The 15,839-nt window shown below is 62.0% G+C and carries 13 protein-coding genes and 1 other RNA gene; 11 read left to right on the top strand and 3 right to left on the bottom strand.

What is annotated here, in order from left to right; translation table 11 throughout:
- Together serB and RCF49_RS20230 are read left to right on the top strand one after the other, a co-directional pair.
- Nucleotides 1-924: a phosphoserine phosphatase SerB gene (serB, locus tag RCF49_RS20235; protein WP_342641592.1), complete on the top strand. Its 924-nt coding sequence runs from the start codon at nt 1-3 to the stop codon at nt 922-924.
- Nucleotides 925-1,007: 83 nt separating this feature from the next.
- A complete protein-coding gene (locus tag RCF49_RS20230) occupies nt 1,008-1,436 on the top strand; it encodes an OsmC family protein (RefSeq protein ID WP_342641591.1) in 429 nt (142 codons plus the stop codon).
- A gap of 95 nt (nt 1,437-1,531) precedes the next feature.
- Here the strand turns inward: RCF49_RS20230 and RCF49_RS20225 are convergent, their stop codons facing one another.
- Entirely contained in the window at nt 1,532-2,326 is a 795-nt protein-coding gene (locus RCF49_RS20225; protein WP_342641590.1) for a thymidylate synthase, read from the bottom strand.
- Nucleotides 2,327-2,462: 136 nt separating this feature from the next.
- Between RCF49_RS20225 and RCF49_RS20220 the strand changes: the two genes are divergently transcribed.
- The 6 genes from RCF49_RS20220 to RCF49_RS20195 all read left to right on the top strand — a co-directional run bounded on the left by RCF49_RS20220 (nt 2,463) and on the right by RCF49_RS20195 (nt 6,929).
- Nucleotides 2,463-2,966: a DUF4232 domain-containing protein gene (locus RCF49_RS20220; RefSeq protein ID WP_342641589.1), complete on the top strand. Its 504-nt coding sequence runs from the start codon at nt 2,463-2,465 to the stop codon at nt 2,964-2,966.
- A gap of 85 nt (nt 2,967-3,051) precedes the next feature.
- Nucleotides 3,052-3,411, top strand: a transfer-messenger RNA (tmRNA) gene (ssrA, locus tag RCF49_RS20215).
- Between the two features lie 173 nt (nt 3,412-3,584).
- Nucleotides 3,585-4,223: an SspB family protein gene (locus RCF49_RS20210; RefSeq protein WP_342641588.1), complete on the top strand. Its 639-nt coding sequence runs from the start codon at nt 3,585-3,587 to the stop codon at nt 4,221-4,223.
- A gap of 15 nt (nt 4,224-4,238) precedes the next feature.
- Nucleotides 4,239-5,117, top strand: a complete 879-nt coding sequence (gene mepA, locus RCF49_RS20205; protein WP_342641587.1) for a penicillin-insensitive murein endopeptidase — start codon at nt 4,239-4,241, stop codon at nt 5,115-5,117.
- Nucleotides 5,118-5,253: 136 nt separating this feature from the next.
- Entirely contained in the window at nt 5,254-6,645 is a 1,392-nt protein-coding gene (fumC, locus tag RCF49_RS20200; protein WP_342641586.1) for a class II fumarate hydratase, read from the top strand.
- The gene (locus tag RCF49_RS20195; RefSeq protein ID WP_342641585.1) at nt 6,642-6,929 is read left to right on the top strand and encodes a ribbon-helix-helix domain-containing protein; all 288 of its coding nucleotides are present in this window, start codon (nt 6,642-6,644) and stop codon (nt 6,927-6,929) included. Before fumC ends, RCF49_RS20195 begins: the two co-directional genes overlap by 4 nt.
- Here the strand turns inward: RCF49_RS20195 and RCF49_RS20190 are convergent.
- Both RCF49_RS20190 and RCF49_RS20185 read right to left on the bottom strand, forming a co-directional pair.
- On the bottom strand, nt 6,866-11,221 hold the full coding sequence (locus RCF49_RS20190) for an AsmA family protein (protein ID WP_342641584.1): 4,356 nt from the start codon (nt 11,219-11,221) through the stop codon (nt 6,866-6,868). The two genes, RCF49_RS20195 and RCF49_RS20190, sit on opposite strands and share 64 nt — an antisense overlap.
- Before the next feature lie 245 nt (nt 11,222-11,466).
- Nucleotides 11,467-12,867, bottom strand: a complete 1,401-nt coding sequence (locus RCF49_RS20185) for an FAD-binding oxidoreductase (protein ID WP_342641583.1) — start codon at nt 12,865-12,867, stop codon at nt 11,467-11,469.
- Nucleotides 12,868-12,999: 132 nt separating this feature from the next.
- Here RCF49_RS20185 and RCF49_RS20180 point away from each other — a divergent pair, with 132 nt between their 5' ends.
- The 3 genes from RCF49_RS20180 to RCF49_RS20170 are packed head-to-tail and all read left to right on the top strand — an operon-like array spanning nt 13,000 to nt 15,839.
- A complete protein-coding gene (locus RCF49_RS20180) occupies nt 13,000-13,485 on the top strand; it encodes a thioesterase family protein (protein ID WP_342641582.1) in 486 nt (161 codons plus the stop codon).
- A 52-nt stretch (nt 13,486-13,537) separates the two neighbouring features.
- Nucleotides 13,538-15,025 carry an aminodeoxychorismate synthase component I gene (gene pabB, locus RCF49_RS20175; protein WP_342641581.1) on the top strand — a complete coding sequence of 496 codons (1,488 nt, stop codon included), beginning with the start codon at nt 13,538-13,540 and terminating at the stop codon, nt 15,023-15,025.
- Nucleotides 15,009-15,839 (top strand): aminotransferase class IV, encoded by an 831-nt coding sequence (locus RCF49_RS20170; RefSeq protein ID WP_342641580.1) that lies wholly within the window; start codon nt 15,009-15,011, stop codon nt 15,837-15,839. Before pabB ends, RCF49_RS20170 begins: the two co-directional genes overlap by 17 nt.

Below are 15,839 nucleotides of genomic sequence, written 5' to 3'. Positions count from 1 at the left end.
ATGGACACCGTCCTCATTCTCATTGCAAGTGTCTCGGGCCCGTCCGCCTCAGACCCGTCTGCCTCACGGCCACCACTCGGCGAGCCTCAGCTTGATGTGGTCCGCCAAAAGCTTGGCCTTGCCGAACCCACCCGATGGCTCGCGCCGGGTAAGGCATGCGAATGGACCTTTGCTGCCGATCCTGCGGATCATCGCCGGATCGAGGATAGCTTGCGCGAGGCGCTGGCCCCCTCTCCCATCGACATTGCCATCCTGCCCGCCCAGGGCCGGCGCAAGGCGCTGCTGGTCGCCGACATGGATTCCACCATTATCGGCCAGGAATGCATTGACGAGCTCGCCGTGATGGCGGGGGTTGGCGATGAGATCAGCGCGATCACCGAAAGAGCCATGCGCGGTGAGCTCGCTTTCGAGCAGGCCCTGGAAGCGCGGGTCGCGATGCTCAAAGGATTGAGGAGCGATGCGATCACCCGCATTCTTGCAGAGAAGATCACCTTCACGCCAGGCGGACGGCAGCTCGTGCGGACTATGCGCGCCAATGGCGCCCGGACAGCGCTGATCTCCGGTGGCTTCACCGCGTTCACCGCTCATGTCGCCGAGATCGTCGGGTTCGATCACCACCGGGGTAACGCGCTGCTCATCGAGAACGATGTCCTGACCGGCCAGGTCGGCACCCCCATTCTTGGTCGCGACGCCAAGGTTACGGCATTGCGGGAGCTTTGCGAGGCGAGCGCTCTCACGCCGGCGGATGCTCTGGCGGTGGGGGATGGCGCCAATGACATTCCGATGCTCGAAACCGCAGGGCTGGGGGTCGCGTTTCATGCCAAGCCAAAGACGCGGGATGCGGCGGACGTGCGCATCGATCATGCCGATCTTTCCGCATTGCTCTATCTTCAGGGTTATACGGAAGAAGAATTTCGGGGTTAACATCTGCCACGAGGCCGGTTAACGCCTGGCAGCCCGCAGACCGCGTGGGTGGGGGGCGTTCCGGAAATGCAAAGGAGAGAAGAATGATCCGCAAAGCCACAGCTGTCTGGTCCGGGTCGGGGAAGGACGGAACCGGCCATCTCACATCGGTGTCCGGAGTTCTCTCGAGCACGCCTTACGGCTTCAGGTCCCGTTTCGAGAATGGCGCCGGCACCAATCCGGAAGAGTTGATCGCCGCCGCTCACGCAGGGTGTTTCACCATGGCGCTGGCATTTCAGCTGCAGGGTGCCGGGTTCACAGCCGATGAGCTTACCACGGAAGCGGCGGTCGAGCTCGTGCCAGAGGGCGAAGGCTTCAAAGTGTCCTCGTCACGGTTGAAGCTCAATGCCAAGGTTCCGGGCATCGACGAGACAAAGTTCAAGGAGCTCGCCGAGAAGGCGGAGAAGGGATGCCCGATCTCGAAGGTGCTGAATGCCGAGATCACCCTTGATTGGAGCCTGAACAAGGCCTGAGGACCGGCGCGCGGTCCCGGAGAACCCGAGACACAGACAAGGGACAGGGCGGTTTCCTTTGAGATCAGAGGAGATCGCTTTGTGCGGCCGTCCGGCTACACCGCAACCGGTGCTGCGATATGCGCATGGGCCTGATAGCCCACAATCTCAAAATCCTCGTATTTGAAGTCATCGATCGAGCGTAGGCCAGGATTGATCCGGAGCTTCGGCAAGGGAAGCGGTTTGCGCCGCAGAAGCTCGCGCGCCTGGTCGAGATGGTTGAGATAGAGGTGGGCATCGCCAAAGCTGTGGATGAACTCGCCTGGCTCAAGGCCGGTGACCTGCGCAACCATATGGGTGAGCAGAGCGTAAGACGCGATATTGAAGGGGACGCCCAAGAACACGTCGGCTGAGCGCTGGTAGAGCAGGCACGACAAGCGGCCATTCGCCACGTAGAACTGGAATAGGCAATGGCACGGCGCCAGCGCCATTCGGTCGAGGTCGGCCACGTTCCAGGAGCAAACGATGTGGCGGCGCGAATCGGGATTGTCACGCAGCTCGGCTATGACTTTTCCAAGCTGATCGATCGCTCCACCATCAGGTGTTCCCCAAGAGCGCCACTGCTTGCCGTAGACAGGGCCGAGATCGCCGTGGGCGTCTGCCCATTCATTCCAGATGCTCACGCCATTCTGCTTCAGATAGGCAATGTTGGTGTCGCCGCGGATGAACCATAGCAGCTCGTGGATGATCGACCTCACATGAAGGCGCTTGGTCGTGACCAATGGAAAGCCTTCGGCCAGGTCAAACCGCATCATGTGGCCGAACACAGAGAGCGTGCCGGTTCCGGTGCGATCGTTCTTGCGCACGCCCTCCCCGAGAATGCGCGCGACCAGTTCATGATACTGCTTCACTCGACCACCCTCTCGTTACGCAATCCCATCGCAACGAATTGCCATTCACATAGATTGATTCCCAGAGCCGCGCGATGCCCGGATGCCGGGCAGAGGCCTTGGAAGGAGTTTACGCAAGTGTTCACCCGGAGGCACCATGCGAGCACATTGGAGCGTTCTAACATTCGCCGCACTGATTGTGCTATCGGCGAACGCTTGGGACGAGGCTCAGGCACAGCCCTGCTCCGGCCTTAATCTCAAGATCGACAGCGAAGGGCAGGATGCCACCAACGGCGCCAATGCCTTTGCTTACAAGATTACCAATATAGGGGCAAAGAGCTGCACGTTGGATGGTCATCCCCGTGTCGAGCTGCTGGACACGAAGGGGCAGCCGATCAGCGATATGGCCATCGAGCCCTCGGATGAGGCGGCCGGCCAAGAGGCCGAGCGTAAGACACCCGTCACGATGAATCCGGGCGATGAAGCGTTCTTCGCCATCGAGTTTCCAACCGGTCGCCATACGGATGATTGCCGGAACGCAGTGGAATTGCGGGCAACACTCCCCGGCACGGAGATGCCAGCAACCTTCCCCGGCAGCTTCACGGCCTGCGGGCCGGTCAAGGTGAGCCCGATCAGCGCAGATGCGCAGCCCCTTCGCTAGTGGCATGGTCTTCGGACCGGAGTTGATTCTGGAAGGGCAGCTCGGGTGCCATCTCCATGAACTCATAGCGGAAAATTCCTCACATGGCCTTCTCATGTGGCGCCAACCTCCCTATATTGGAGGCTGTCGGTCCTCGACCGACTATGGTGATAAACGGACGTCGCAATAAACTCATCGGACCCGGGGGCGGTACCCGGCACCTCCACCACATGCCGCCGCAGATGGCGGTATCTGATGGGGGTGAAATAGGATCGACGAGAGCGTAAAGGATGGTCTTTCACCCGGCATGGTACCGCCGTTATCGGGCTAAATTTATAGTTGCCAACGACAACTATGCTCCGGTTGCCCAGGCTGCGTAACGCAGCTTAAGCACCGAAATCAAAGTCCTTGGCTGTAGCAGGTCAAGGCGGGGTCCGGTGGGCACCTGGCAACAGAAGCCCCCATTTCTCTTTCTTTTCACTCGATAATTTGAGATAGCGAGTTCCAGACCGTAGCATCGGAAACTGGTTTCGCGATATCATGGCCCATCTTGCGGGGCTTCCAAACTTGCGCAGCCCCGATTGACGGCGACCCCATGGCTGATGCCGGCGGTCCCAGCATGATCAGGTACGAGGTAAAATGGCCGAAGATTTGATGCGCTATGATCTGATGGCCCAGGACGCGCTTCGCGGCGTGGTCAAGGCGGCCCTCAAGCGCGCGGCCCGAACAGGACTGCCGGGCGACCATCACTTCTTCATTGCCTTCGACACCAAACATCCCGGTGTCAAGATCTCGGAGCGGCTTCGGAAGAAATATCCAGAGGATATGACCATCGTCCTGCAGCACCAGTTCTGGAGCCTGGAGGTTTACGATGATCGTTTCGAGGTCGATCTCTCCTTCGACAATATTCCAGAACGTCTTTCAATTCCGCTCACGGCCATAAAGGGTTTCTTTGATCCTTCGGTGCAGTTTGGTCTGCAGTTTGAAGTGATCAAGGCTAACCAGAATGCGGAAAATCATGACCAGGGCGCCGTGCCTGAAGGCAGCGTGAGCCCAATCGGGTTGCTGCCCGCAAGCGGGCAAGGCGCTCAAGGCCGCCGCAACGATGATTCCGAGGCGACCGCCACGGCAGGCTCATCCGCGCAATCCCGCAAAGGGCGCGGCAAGGGCGAGACAGCCTCCGGCCAGGACCCTGCAACCCATTCCGATTCCGACAAGGCCCCCGGAGATGGCCCGGAGGCCAATGTCGTGAAGCTCGACATGTTCCGCAAGAAGTAAACATAGAGGGCCTCTATGAAGGCATCCCGGCTCGCCGCGCTCATCGCGGCCTCGTGGCTGGCTGCATCTGCACTCGCGCCAGCCCATGCCGAACAGCCCGTGCCGGCAAAGCAGCTTTTCGGTGCGGTGAAAGCCCCCGCGAAGCTGCCGCCCGCTCCTGTCGGGTTCTATGCCAAGGGCTGCCTTGCCGGGGGCATACAGCTCCCCAATGACGGGACCTATTGGCAGAGCATGCGACTGTCCCGCAATCGCCATTGGGGACACCCACGGCTCATCGCCTTCCTCGAGACGTTCGCGCAGGATGCGCATGATAAGGTCGGCTGGCCCGGGCTTCTGGTGGGTGACATGTCTCAGCCACGCGGCGGACCGATGCTGACGGGGCATGCCAGTCATCAAATCGGACTCGATGCCGATATCTGGCTTGATCCTGCCCCCAACCACCGGCTCACGGCCGAGGAGCGCGAGACGCTCAGCGCCACATCGGTGATCGCCAGCCGGTCGGAAATCAATCCGAATATCTGGAGCGAGGATCATGCAAGGCTAATCAAGCTCGCAGCCTCCTATTCCCAGGTGCAGCGCATCTTCGTGCATCCGGCCATCAAGAAGGCGCTCTGCGATTGGGCCGGCCGAGATCGGGCCTGGCTCAACAAGGTGCGGCCGATGTATGGGCACAATTACCATTTTCATGTGAGACTGAGGTGCCCCGAGGGCTCCACGACCTGCAAGGACCAGGCGCCGCCACCGCCAGGTGATGGTTGCGATGAGTCGCTTGCCTGGTGGCTTTCCGACAAGCCCTATGCGCCGCCGGACAAGAAGCATCCACCGAAACCGCCGAAGCCGGTTCTGCTGGCAGATCTGCCCAAGAGCTGCGCTGCGGTCCTCACCGCACCCTGAACTGACGCAGGCTCCGGTTTTCAAGCGCGTTGCTGCGTGATAAGCCAGGACCGAGTGCGGGCATGCCGCCTCTTACGCCCGGGCGATGAAGCGTGCATGCCTCAATTCCGGCTCTTGCGAAAGACGAATGGCAGAGATGACGCAGACACGCACCGAAACGGATTCTTTCGGCCCGCTCGAGGTACCAGCCGATAAGTATTGGGGCGCGCAAACGCAGCGTTCCCTGGGCAATTTCAAAATCGGCGGCGAGACCATGCAGAAGCCGCTGATCCGCGCCCTGGGGATCATCAAGCAGGCCGCGGCCCGCACCAATATGGAATTGGGCAATCTCGAACCCAATCTCGGGGAAGCCATCGTCAAGGCGGCGGATGAGGTGATCGCGGGCAAGCTCGACGACCATTTTCCTTTGGTCGTTTGGCAGACTGGCTCGGGCACGCAGACCAATATGAATGCGAACGAGGTGATCTCGAACCGCGCGATCGAGCTTCTCGGCGGCAAGATGGGATCGAAGACGCCAATCCACCCCAATGATCATGTCAACCGGTCGCAGTCCTCGAACGATACATTCCCGACGGCCATGCATATCGCCGTCACCGAGGAGATCCACCGGACCCTGATCCCGGCGCTGGAGTATCTGAAGAAGGCGCTGGATGCGAAGGTGTCGGCCTGGAGCGATATCATCAAGATCGGCCGAACCCATCTGCAGGATGCCACGCCGCTGACCCTCGGCCAGGAATTTTCGGGCTATGCGGCACAGGTGGCCTATGGCATCGAGCGGGTAAAGTCCTCTCTGCCCAGGCTCTACCCGCTCGCGCAGGGCGGCACGGCTGTCGGGACCGGGCTCAATGCCAAGAAGGGCTTTGCGGAAACCTTTGCCCGCCATGTGGCCGAGATCACCGGGCTGCCCTTTGTGACGGCCGAGAACAAATTCGAGGCCTTGGCCGCGCATGATGCCATGGTCGAGGTCTCCGGGCAGCTCAACGTGATCGCGGCGAGCCTGTTCAAGATCGCCCAGGACATCCGGCTGTTGGGCTCGGGGCCCCGCTCTGGCCTGGGCGAGTTGAACCTGCCCGAGAACGAGCCGGGCTCGTCGATCATGCCGGGCAAGGTAAACCCGACGCAGTGCGAAGCGCTGACCATGGTCTGCTGCCAGGTGATGGGCAATCACGTGACGGTCACCATTGCCGGAAGCCAAGGCAATTTCGAGCTGAACGTGTTCAAGCCGGTGATGGTCTTCAACGTGCTGCAGTCCATCCGGCTCATTGCCGAAGCCGCGATCAGCTTTACGGATAATTGTGTGGTGGGCATCGAGCCGAACCGCCGGCGGATCGAGGAGCTGATGGAGAAATCGCTCATGCTGGTGACGGCGCTCGCACCCCGTATCGGCTATGACAAGGCTACCGAGATCGCCAAGACGGCGCACAAGAATGGGACCACGTTGCGTGAGGAGGCCTTGAGGCTCGGCTATGTCACTGCCGCGGAGTTTGACGAGGTGGTCCGGCCGGCCGACATGATCGGACCCCATTGAGGATCGATCTGCCACCTGAGAGCACCGAGGACCGGCCAACAAAACGGTCGGTTCTCGTGGCTGGGCATGCCACCAGCCTTTCCCTCGAGCCAGAATTCTGGGCCGCACTCAAGGCCATTGCCGAGGAGAAAGGTGTTACGATCAACCAGCTGATCACCGAGATCGATCACGGCAGGGGCAAGCGCGGATTATCGAGCGCGGTCCGCGTCTATGTGCTGCGTCACCTGGGCCAGTATCTGAACCGGTTGGGATCACTGAACCCCGACGCTGTTGGCGCAGGCTGAGATCGGCCGCGGGGTTGCGAGGCTGGTGTTTCCTTCTCTTGGCTCGCCCTAGGCTGGGTCCGGCTGGTGCGCGGGGCCGCCGTTCCGGGCGGCAGTTCCCAAGGCAGGACACGGGTGGATCTCGTATCCGCCTCCTGGGGCGCAGTTGCGGGTTCCGTCTGCTCCTGGGACCCTTCCTCGCTCACTGCCGGTGGATTTCGTTCGCCCCCAGCCGTGCCGGCCGATTGGCGCGAAAGCGGCCTGAGCTTACGCACGGTCATCGGGTCTGGAGAGAGGGGCTTTTCGACCCACGGCACCGGCGTCAACGGTAGGCCGCTCGTTTCCGGCTGAGACGGTTTTGCCTGAGGCGGGGCGGGTGTTGCCGCCGCCGGCTCGTTGGTCTCCTGCGAACGACGAGCCTGCTCCTCCGCCTGGCGGCGTGCGATGGCGGCCTGCCGCTCCTCTTCCGCGCGCCGCGCCTCGGCTCGACGAGCTTCCTCGGCCTTGCGAGCTTCCTCGGCGTTCCGGGCCTCCTCGGCCTTGCGAGCTTCCTCGGCGTTCCGAGCCTCCTCGGCCTTGCGAGCCTCCTCGGCCTTGCGGGCGAGTTCCGCCTTGCGCGCTTCCTCGGCCTTACGGGCTTCCTCAGCCTTGCGAGCCTCCTCGGTCGCACGCGCAGCAGCCTCCGCGGCACGGCGGGCCTCTTCCTTCTTTCGTGCCTCCTCTTCGCTCCGCCGCCGGTCGACTTCGCGTTGCAGCGCCTCGAGTCGCTCGATATTCTCGCGCAGGACGCGCACGGTTAGATGGGAGCGCAAGGCGCTCACGTCATAGCTGCGCGACAGCTGATCAGCCGGCCCGCTGAATGCGAGTTCAAGCTTGGGCTCGCTATCAACAGCAGTCAGCTGAAGGGCGAAGGCGCTGTCGAGCCTGCCACTCGCAAGATCGAAATAGCTGCGCAACTGGCCTTGTACCGCATCACCGGTCACGGGTATGGGATCGAAACGCACCACGCCTTCGCTGATGGTCAAGGGGGCGGTGGCCCCGGCGAAGCGCATCTCTCCAGAGCTGAAAGCTGATGCGATCTCGCGATCGAGCTCGTCGATGGTGGTGACCTCCCGGAGGCGCGCGGCAAGGGTTTGCGGATCAAAATGCTGCAGCGATGTGCTGCTCAGGGCGTAAATTCCATCGCCGGAGAGGTTTGCCATCAGGCCGGCGGGGCTGCGGCCGCTTCCCGAAAAATGCATGCGAATGTCCAGCATGCCGTCGGCAGCAGGCTCCCTGCCGCCCGCGAGCCGCAATACGGGCGCCAAGGGCATCGCGCTCATGGTGAGATCACCCTGAAGCTCGAGCTCCATCCCCGCCTGTCTGGCCGATAGATTGAGCGCAACCGGTGAACCGTAGAGCTCGGCTTGAGCGCCGGAGATGGTCAGCTTGCCCCCGCCAGAGACGATCCTGAAGCGGGCATCCGACAAGGCCAAGGTTTCAGCAAGGTCCAGTCGGTCGGCCTTTATGCTCAGGTCTGTCGAAAGGCTGTGAAGCCTATCGAGGGCCAGCGGGGCCGCAGACCAGAGCTCATCGGTATCAAGCGCGAAATTGATCTTTCCGGGGTCTGCATCGCCGTGGGCAAGAAGGGCTACGCCGGTGGCCCAAGATGCGGAGAGCCGTGATAATGCGATCTCGCCCTCGAGCTTGCGCTGGGGGAGAAGCTTGAGGTTGCCGCTTGCGGTTGCTTCACCGAACTCGGCTTCGATATCGCTTGCAGTCAGCACGCCGCTTTCGCGATTCAGTTTCGCCGTCACAGAAAGGCTTGGCAGTTTCGTCGGGCCTTCCGCGCCCTCGCCAGCAGCCGCTCCCGAAACACTCAGACCGATCACGGATGCCAATGGCGCAGGGTCAACCGAGAAGAGCGATATGTTGCCCTGCAGATCCCCCGCGCTCCCACCGAGGCGATAGGTGATGTCTCCCGTTGCCTGGCTGTTGAGGAGCGATGCCTGCAACAGAAGGCGAATAGTCTCGCTCGTTTCACCTTCCGCGTTCAGCCTGACCGTGGCTCGGCCGCTGGCGGCGGCGGTGTCGTAAAGATTGACCGGCAGCTGCCGGAGCAATGCGGCGGCATCGGCATTCTCCAGGTTCGCGGAGATAGTGAACCTTCCATCGCCCGACCCGATCAGGTCGCCAGCATATCTCGCCACGGCGCCGACCTTCGTGCCTCCGGCGGTCCCGTCGAGGTCGAGCCTGATTGCGCCAGGTTCAGTATTCGCGGCCGCCTCGACCCGCACATTCAGCAGAGTGGCGCCGAGCTGGTTGAGGAGCGCGACCGCAGAATCCGGCGCGACGGCAGAGCCCGGCGAGGGTGCCTTCTCTTGGGTGTTTTGGCCAAGCGCAAGCTTGAGGACCGGTGCCAGGCTTTCCGGCTTTGGCGCATCAATGGCCAGGCTGCCGGTGCCAACGGGCTGTTTCTCAAGGATCCGCCAGTGGCCGGTACCCGTAACTTTCGCGCCAGACAGACTGGCAATCTCAACTGTCTTGATCTGGAGCTCGCCATTGGACAAGGCCATGGAGGCGAGAACGGAGGATAGGGCGATATCGCGATAGCGGAGATCGCCGATGTTGAGATCCAGCGTGGCATTGGCCGTTTCGAGCCAATGGCGGTCGACCACCGTAAGGATCGGCCGCAGCCATGGAGGCTCGCCGACAGCCGCTTCTTCGGAGCTCCCTTCTTGCGAAACCGCGGCCGGGGCTGTGATGGGTTCGGCGAGCCTGTAAAGGCCCGGATTGATCCGGTTGAGGTCGAGGTGGTCTGCGGAGAGGTTCAGGCGCCACTCGGGACGCGTGCCGCCGCTCATGGTGAGCGCCCCTGTTCCGGAGGACCCATCAATGGAGAAGCCGAGGTCGTTCAGTTCGAGGCTGGTGCGGGTGAAGGTCAGATCGCCCCTGGCCTCAAGCGACACCGGCAATGCCGGAGACGTCACATTTTCGGGCTGGTTCGGACCGGTGCTCGCGAGCCATGTGAGCGCTTCCGCAGCATTTCGCGAGATCAGCTCGAAATTGCCAGCGAAACCGTCCAGATATTTGTCATAGCGGCCGGACAGGGTGAGCCTGCTTCTGCCCGGCCCAATGCCTGAGAGACGACGCAGGGTGATTCCACGCTCATTGGCATCGGCAACGAGAATGACATGTTCGAGTGTCGATTGCGGCAGCTCGAAAAAGGTGGCCTTAAGCCCGAGCTGAGCGCTCAATCCATCGGGCAATGCGCTGGCGATCTGTTTCAGGGCGGCGAGAATGGCTGCCCGCTCAAACGGGATCTGCCGCTGATCGGTGAGGCTTGCCAGCGCGATCCGATTGGCCTCAAGACTTACCGCGACGGAGGGTTGTTCCCCAAATGCGATCGCAGCCCTGCCCTTGATCAGGCGCGACACATCGTTGCGGTCCCCAAGGGCGATTTCGATATCGGACAGTGAAATCTGCTCGAAACTGCCGCTCACCTTGGCGCGCAGAGAAAAGGGGCCGGGGGTCGGACCGCGGTCGCCCTTTGGCGCCACACCATCGGAGAGGCTGGGGATCACCCGTTCGATCGCGAGCGACCCGGTCAGGGGATCATGGCTCTCCCCCTCCTTGAGGCTGCCGTTGAAGACATAGCTCAGTCCCACGCCCTTCGCGGGTGCGGCCTTCACCGCGAGCGCGACCAGGCCATCGCTACCTGCTTTGGACGTGTTCACGGAGAAGTTGAATTGCCGATCTGCATAATCGGCGGTTCCGACCATCCGATAGGGACCGGCCAGCGTGGTTGCAGAGAGCTCCATGTCGACATTGTCGATCCTGACGCTCCGCTCATGCTGCCAGTCGTTCAGGAACAGGGTGCCACCACTGATCGAAACGCGGTCGAGCACGATGTCATCGACCGGCATCTCCGCATCGACACGGCTGCGATCAGAGATCGGGAGGACAAGCCGACCATCCTTGGTCCGCTCAAGCGTCATCACCGGGGAGGTAAGCAACGCATCGCTGATCGTGATCTTGCCGCGCAGGAGCGCCGGCAGAGAAAGGTGCGCTTCGAGCTGCTCGATCCGAAGAAGCTCCAGAGGGGCATCTCCCTGGCGGCCACCGAGGGTTACGTCCTCGATGCCGATGAGAGGAACCGGCAGAATGCGAAGGGTGATATCGCCATCAATGGTGACTTGCCGCCCGGTAACCCGGCTGCCCCATTCCTCGATCTGGTCACGGTAGAGATTCCAATCAATGAAAAAGGGCGCGATCAAAGCCGTGGTGAGGACGAAGATCGCCAGGATCCCGGCCCATAACAATGGAGACTTCATCGTCGCTGTTTCCGTCGGCGCACAGGTATTTCTAAGCCTTATGGCGACCATAGCGGCGGCAGATGCGCCTCACCAGCCAGGCCCGACACAGGTGATCCCTTCCATCGAGATCGTCTGTGACTCAATGCGAACGCAACCCAAGATAATCAATGCCGCGCTGACCTACCACCTCCATCATCGGGCTCACCATGTCTTGTTGTCCGCGCGATAGCCGCCAGAGTTCAGATTCGACGCCGCCTTTCGCACTAGAATGCGACAATCTTGCCGGGATTAAGAATGTTCAGCGGATCAAGCGCGCGCTTGATCTGACGCATGATCTCAAGAGCCGGCCCATGCTCTGCTTCGAGCAGCCGCATCTTGCCGCGACCGACCCCATGCTCACCGGTGCAGGTGCCATCCATGGCGAGTGCCCGCTCGGCCAGGCGCTCGGTGAATGCCTTCACAGCTTTCACATCCGCGGAATCTGTCATATCGCAGCAGACAAGCACGTGGAAATTGCCATCGCCCACATGACCAACGATCGGGCCAAACAACCCATGTTCTTCGAGGTCGCGTTTCGTCTCGGTCACGCATTCTGCCAGCCTGGAGATTGGCACGCAGACATCGGTGGACAAGGCGGCCTTGCCCGGCATATAGGCGCGGCCCGCCCAGAAGACATCATGGCGCGCCTGCCAGAGCCTGTTGCGATCCTCCTGGTGGGTCGCCCAAGCGAAGGCGCCGCCGCCATTGGCTGCCGCGATCTCGGCGAAGAGCTCGCTTTGCTTCTTGGTGCCCGCTTCCGTCCCGTGGAATTCCAGGAACAGGGTGGGCACCTCCGAAAGGCCGAGATTGGAATAGGCATTGCACAGCCTGATCTGATCGGCATCGAGAAGCTCGATGCGCGCGACCGGAATGCCCAGTTGAATGGTCTCGATCACCGCCTGGCAGGCGCCGTCGAGGGTCGCGAAGGGGCAGACGCCGGCGGCAATCGACTCCGGAATGCCGTAGAGCTTGAGAGTGATCTCGGTGATGATGCCGAGGGTGCCTTCCGATCCCACCAGCAGGCGGGTCAGGTCATAGCCGGCGGAGGACTTGCGCGCACGCCGCGCGGTGCGGATCACCTCGCCATTGGCCATGACCGCGGTCAGGTTGATAACATTGTCCCGCATCGTGCCATAGCGCACGGCATTTGTGCCGGAGGCGCGGGTTGCCGCCATGCCGCCAATGCTCGCATCGGCCCCGGGATCGATGGGGAAGAAGAGCCCCGTATCGCGCAGATGCTCGTTCAAGGCCTTGCGGGTGAGGCCTGGCTGCACCCGGCAGTCCAGATCTTGAACATTCACCTGAAGAACGCGATCCATCCGGCTGAAATCGACTGAGATTCCGCCAAATGGTGCGGTGATATGACCTTCGAGCGAGGTTCCAGTGCCATAGGCGATCACCGGGGTCCGAGTCTCGGCGCAGACTTGCACGATGGCCTGGACCTCCTCCGTGGTCTCGACAAAGGCCACCGCGTCGGGCAACCCAGCAGCGTTCCAGGTCTGATCACGCCCGTGCTGGTCGCGAACCGCTTCCGCGGTCGAAAGCCTGTCGCCGAGAAGGGCTTGCAGGCGGGCAATGGCCTCGGTCGAGGCGCTTTCCGCATTGGTTCTGGCCGGCTCAGCCATGATCACCTCACTGTCGCTCAGATGCCCACTTTGGCCGCCGCCGCTCTTGCACGGACGCCAACGTCTGGTATGGCTTGCATTCCGGCGCGCATGCCGGCTCTGGCAAATGCTTGGGGGGAGTTAGACAGGCTCATGGACAATACCGCACCCTTCGAATCGACGACCATGCATGTCGAGCCGCAATGGATCGACTATAATGGCCATCTCAATATGGCCTATTATAACGTGCTGTTCGACCGCTGCTCGGACGAAGCCTTCGCCCTCTTCGGCCTTGGACCGGATTACGTCAAGGCGAGGAACGCCTCCTTCTATACTCTCGAAGCCCATGTGACCTATTTGCGCGAGCTGATCGTGAACGCGCCAGTGAAGGTCACGCTTCAGCTCCTCGATTTCGACACCAAGCGCTGCCATATCTTCCAGCAGATGTACCACGCGGAGGAAGGGTTCCTCGCGGCCACCTCCGAGCAAATGTTCATGCATGTGGATATGGGCCTGAAGAAGAGCGCTCCCTTCCCCGATGACGTGCTGGCACGCATCCGCGCGATGCGCGAGGCCCACGCGCATCTGCCGATCCCGCCTCAGGTCGGGCATGTCATGGGCATTCCGCGGAAGGCATGAGCTCGGGTTGCGAGCCGCTGCAAGTCGGATTGGGGCGGCGGAGTATTCGCCAATGACAGTCGCTCTGCCCGTTGAGCTTTCATCCGCCGCTTCTCCGGCCGCGGCGCCGGTGGTGTATAGCATACCGTTCCGGGACCCACTGGCCGCATTTCAGCGGGTGGCGAGTGAGCCGCTTTCCATCCTGTTCGACTGCCCTGTGGTCGAGGCCGAACGGGGACGGTATGCCTATATCTGCGCCTCTCCCTTCGCGTCGGTGATCGCCAAGGACGGGCGGATAGAGCTGCGTCGGGCGGGCGAGGCAGATGAAATCATTCCGCATGCCAATCCCTGGGATGTGCTGGCACAGACGGTGCGGCGGTTCCAGCTTGCGCCGATAAGCGGGCTGCCGCCGTTCCAGGGGGGTGCTGCCGGCTTGCTCGGCTATGAGCTCAACCGTCATCTCGAGAAAATCCCCGCTCCGCATGGGCCAGCACTTGCCTGCCCGGATATGGCCGTCGGGCTCTACGACGTGATCGCCGCCTTCGATTGCGCGCGCGAGCAGGCCTGGATCATCTCCTCGGGATTGCCAGCGAGGCAGGAGGCTGAGCGATTAAGCCGCGCGGAGGCCAGGGCCGGCTGGCTCGCCGAGCAGCTGGGAAGCGCTCCGGCACTCGAGCCGATCGATGAGACAGGCAGCGCGCGGGTCACGGCGGAATTGCCATATGAGGACTATATCGGGCGGATCAAGCGGATTAAGGATTATATCCTCGCCGGAGACATCTATCAGGCGAATTTCACGCAACGGTTCACCGCCCCCCTGCCCGACGGGCTCGATGCGTTCACCCTTTACCGGCGCCTGCGTGCGCTGAGCCGGGCGCCCTTCTCCGCCTTTCTCAGGATCGACACCGATACAGCCCTCCTCTCCGTCTCACCAGAGCGGTTCCTCAAGCTTGATCGCGCCGGGCGCATTGAGACCCGGCCGATCAAAGGCACCCGGCCGCGGGGTGGCACGCCTCATGAGGATGAGGCACTGGCCCGCGAACTGATGGCAAGCGAGAAGGATCGGGCGGAGAACCTGATGATCGTTGATCTGATGCGCAACGATCTTGCGCGCGTCTCGCTGCCAGGCTCGGTCAAGGTCCCCACCCTGTTCGGGCTCGAGAGTTTTCCGACCGTCCATCACCTGGTGTCGGTGGTGGAGGCCAAGCTGCGGCCCGAACTCGATGCGATCGACCTGTTACGGGCAGCCTTTCCGGGCGGCTCCATCACCGGTGCGCCAAAGATCCGCGCCATGGAAATCATCGCCGAGCTCGAGGTCGCACCACGCGGTCCCTATTGCGGCTCGGCCTTCTGGCTCGGCTTTTCCGGCGGCATGGATTCGAGCATCCTGATCCGCTCGCCAGTGATCGCCGATGGCCAGATCATCATCCAGGCGGGCGGCGGAATTGTCGCCGATAGCGACCCGCAAGACGAATATGAGGAATGCCTGGTCAAAGCGCGGGCGATGATCAAGGCGGTGCAGCTCACCAGCGGACAGCCATTCCATGCAGATCTCGATTAACGGGCGACTTGTATCGGCCGATGAGGCCGGCATCGGGTTGAGCGATCGCGGCTTCACCCTGGGCGATGGGCTGTTCGAGACAATCGCGGTTCATGAGGGGAGAATTCTGCGCCTGGAGGCGCATCTTGCCCGATTGCGCGCGGGGCTCGAAACGCTCCGGCTGCCGCTTGGCCTGCGCGATCTCGACCTTACCACCCGCCTTCTTTCGCTGGTTTCTGTGAATGACCTTCGCGAAGGCTCGCTGCGGCTCACCATCACGCGAGGGCAAGGACCGCGCGGGCTTCTGCCGCCAGATCCGACAATGCCGACGGTGATCATCACCGCAAGCCCATGGGCTGGCCGCAAGACGAGCATCTCGGCAGTGATCGCCAGCTCAACGCGACGCAACGAATACTCGCCACTGTCGCGCATCAAAGCGCTCGGCTATCTCGACAATATCCTGGCGCTGATCGAGGCGCAGGAGCGGCGCGCTGAGGATGCGCTCCTCCTCAATGGCGCTGGGCATGTCGCTTGCGCGAGCGCTGCCAATCTCTTCGCGATGGTCAATGGCGTGCTGCAAACCCCGCCGCTTGCGGATGGCGTTCTGCCGGGAGTGGTGCGGGCTCAGATCATCAGCGAGCACAAGGCCGTCGAGCGATCGCTCACAGCGGATGAACTCTATCGGGCTGACGAGATCATTCTCAGCAATGCGCTGGGCGTGCGCTCGGTGGTTCGGCTCGACGATAGGATCATTGGCTCTGGCGAGCCGGGACCTTTAGTCCAAGAGCTTGCCAGGGCGCTAGAGTTCCCGCAGACGCGTGCTGCCAGCGCGTAA

The sequence above is a fragment of the Rhodoligotrophos sp. CJ14 genome (assembly GCF_038811545.1).
Classification (GTDB): domain Bacteria; phylum Pseudomonadota; class Alphaproteobacteria; order Rhizobiales; family Im1; genus Rhodoligotrophos; species Rhodoligotrophos ferricapiens.
The sequence above is the reverse complement of the archived record's forward strand: the minus strand, read 5'-3'. Positions and strand labels throughout refer to the sequence as shown.

Coding starts and splice junctions, on each gene's coding strand:
- RCF49_RS20185 (WP_342641583.1), bottom strand. CDS start 12,867: ATGGCTGAGCCGGCCAGAACCAATGCGGAAAGCGCCTCGACCGAGGCC.
- pabB (WP_342641581.1), top strand. CDS start 13,538: ATGACAGTCGCTCTGCCCGTTGAGCTTTCATCCGCCGCTTCTCCGGCC.
- RCF49_RS20170 (WP_342641580.1), top strand. CDS start 15,009: ATGCAGATCTCGATTAACGGGCGACTTGTATCGGCCGATGAGGCCGGC.
- RCF49_RS20190 (WP_342641584.1), bottom strand. CDS start 11,221: ATGAAGTCTCCATTGTTATGGGCCGGGATCCTGGCGATCTTCGTCCTC.
- RCF49_RS20210 (WP_342641588.1), top strand. CDS start 3,585: ATGGCCGAAGATTTGATGCGCTATGATCTGATGGCCCAGGACGCGCTT.
- mepA (WP_342641587.1), top strand. CDS start 4,239: ATGAAGGCATCCCGGCTCGCCGCGCTCATCGCGGCCTCGTGGCTGGCT.
- RCF49_RS20220 (WP_342641589.1), top strand. CDS start 2,463: ATGCGAGCACATTGGAGCGTTCTAACATTCGCCGCACTGATTGTGCTA.
- RCF49_RS20180 (WP_342641582.1), top strand. CDS start 13,000: ATGGACAATACCGCACCCTTCGAATCGACGACCATGCATGTCGAGCCG.
- serB (WP_342641592.1), top strand. CDS start 1: ATGGACACCGTCCTCATTCTCATTGCAAGTGTCTCGGGCCCGTCCGCC.
- fumC (WP_342641586.1), top strand. CDS start 5,254: ATGACGCAGACACGCACCGAAACGGATTCTTTCGGCCCGCTCGAGGTA.
- RCF49_RS20230 (WP_342641591.1), top strand. CDS start 1,008: ATGATCCGCAAAGCCACAGCTGTCTGGTCCGGGTCGGGGAAGGACGGA.